This is a genomic window from Sutterella sp. (genome assembly GCF_052272535.1).
Classification (GTDB): Bacteria; Pseudomonadota; Gammaproteobacteria; order Burkholderiales; family Burkholderiaceae_F; genus Sutterella.
Genome location: NZ_DAVZJY010000307.1, coordinates 1 through 2,229 on the forward strand (window position 1 = coordinate 1; position 2,229 = coordinate 2,229).

Below are 2,229 nucleotides of genomic sequence, written 5' to 3' on the forward strand. Positions count from 1 at the left end.
TGCCTGAAGAGCCATTTTTTTCGAGGTTGCAAAGCTTTGGGGGACTTACACCGGGACGCTCCATGGAGAGAGGCCTGAAAGGGCGCCGCGGCCGCCGGCGGCGACGCTCCCGGGCGCGGGAGCGCACGGCGGGAGGGACTACTTCGCCTCAGGACGCCATTGGGCGTCCGTAAAGTCGAATCCGCCGTCGGGAAGGTTGACGAAGCCCGTGAGGGACCGGTTCCAGCCGGCGACGGAGTCTTCGAACACGCACCAGACGTAGGGCGCGTCGCGCCGGATCGTCTCCTGGACTTCGGCGTAGAGGCGCCGCGCCTTCGCCTCGTCGGTCTCCTTCGCGGCGGCGTCCATGAGTTCGTCCACGCGCGGGTTTGAGTAGAAGGCCGTGTTGAAGAGCACGGGCGGGGCGCTCTTCGAGTAGTAGAGCGGCCGCAGCGACCAGTCGGCGTCCGAGGACGCCGACCAGCCGGTGTAGTAGAGGTCGAGGTTCTTCTGGGCTTCCGAGCGCGCGCCGTGCACGCGCGCGACCCGCTCGCCCGCCTCGAGGATACGGATCTTCGCGCGGATGCCAACGGCGGCAAGCTGCTGCTGCACGACGCCCACGGCCTTCTGCGAGGCGGAGTCCTGGTAGGCGCACCAGAGGTTGGTTTCGAATCCGTCGGGCCAGCCGGCTTCCTTGAGAAGCGCCTTCGCGCGCTCCGGGTCAAAGGTTGAGCGCCCCATGAGGAGCGCGTTGGGGATCCCGGGCGGAATGACGCCGGAAGCGGGCCGCGCGAATCCGCGGTAGGCCGCCTTGATCACGGCGTCCTGCTTGACGGCGAGGTTCATCGCCTCGCGCACCCGCGGGTCGCTCCAGGGCGCCTTGGTGGTGTTCATCGCGATGAAGCGCATCACGGTGGACGGGCGGTCGGAAAGAAGAAGCCTCCCGACGGCGCGGATTTCGGCCGCGGACTCGTAGGGAACGGGCATCGTCCAGTCGGCTTCACCCGTCTTCAGCATCGCCGCGCGGGCGTGATTCTCCGGCACCGGCACGAATCGGATGCCGGCGAGCTTCTGCCGCTCGGGCGCCCAGTACCCCTCGCGGCGCACGACGTGGAGGAGCTCGGCGGGCTTGTAGTCCTTGAGCGCATAGGGACCGGTGCCGCAGGGCTTCAGGGCGAGGTTCCAGTCCTTGGATGCGAGGGCCGCCGGGCAGACCATCGAGAGAATGCCGCCCGCCATGCGGCGCTTCAAGGCGCCCAAAGGCTCCTTGAGGTGAAGCGTGAGCTCATAGGGCCCCGTCACCTCGGCCCCTTCAATGACCCCGAACATCTTCGAGCGCCCGAGCCGCGTGGCGTCGCCCGTCAGATGGTCGATGTTCGCCTTCGCCGCAACGGCGTCAAAGGGCGTGCCGTCCGAAAAACGCACGCCTTCGCGCAGCGTGAGTCTCCAGGTGAGCCCGTCCGCGGAGACGTCGGCCGAGAGGGCGAGCGCCGGGACCACCTCCATGCGGGCGTTGAGACGAAAGAACCCTTCGTAGAAGGCCTTGAGTACCTGGCGCGAGAGCTTGTCGGTCGTGTTGTAGGGGTCGAGCGTTGTGAAGCCGTCGGCGACAGCCGCCGTCACGGTCTTCTCCGTCGGATCGGGCTCGGGCCCGAAGGAGAAGAGCGCCGCTGAAGCGGAGCCGGCGAAGAGCGCCGCGGCGCAGAGTGCGGCGGTTCGGGCGGAGGCACGGGCGTTCGTAGGAGTCTGGATGCTTGGGTTCATTCTGGGGCAGGGCTTTTGGATTTCTCGGTCGCGCCGCATTTTAAGGGTGCGGGGACGGCTCGGCGTCCGGGGCGGGGTGCACTTCTGTGTGGGACTTGGCGTCCGGGCGCGGCTTCAGGCACAATCCCGAGGTACTTCCACGTGAGTCCGCCGCTGCGCGCGGGCCGGTTCCGGGGCCTTCGAGGTTTCCGGGATGAAGCATCCATGTTTGCGCAGACAACTAAAAATCCGAGCCCTGAGGGCGTCGCCCTCAGGAAAGTCCGGTCTTCGTGCCGCCTTGATCGGGGTGCGCGTGCGCCCCCGGGGTTTTCTTTTTTTCACAAAGGAAATCCACCATGATCAAAGCACCCAAGACCGAACTTGTTCCTGCCGGCCGATTCGGAAGCCACCTTTCGGGGCTTCCCGCCGGACGGGGCCTTGTCCGGGAGAGTCTTGACGACGCTGCAGCTGCACGCGTTCCGGCTCTTCATGAAAACCACTTCTTCC

General features: G+C 66.8%; 1 protein-coding gene. It reads right to left on the reverse strand.

Translation table 11 applies throughout. The features are described 5' to 3' along the window. Window positions 1–138 precede the first annotated feature (138 nt). Complete coding sequence (locus ACT6Y9_RS10540; RefSeq protein ID WP_443744498.1) at window positions 139–1,743, reverse strand: ABC transporter substrate-binding protein; 1,605 nt, start codon at window positions 1,741–1,743, stop codon at window positions 139–141. Between the last annotated feature and the right edge of the window lie 486 nt (window positions 1,744–2,229).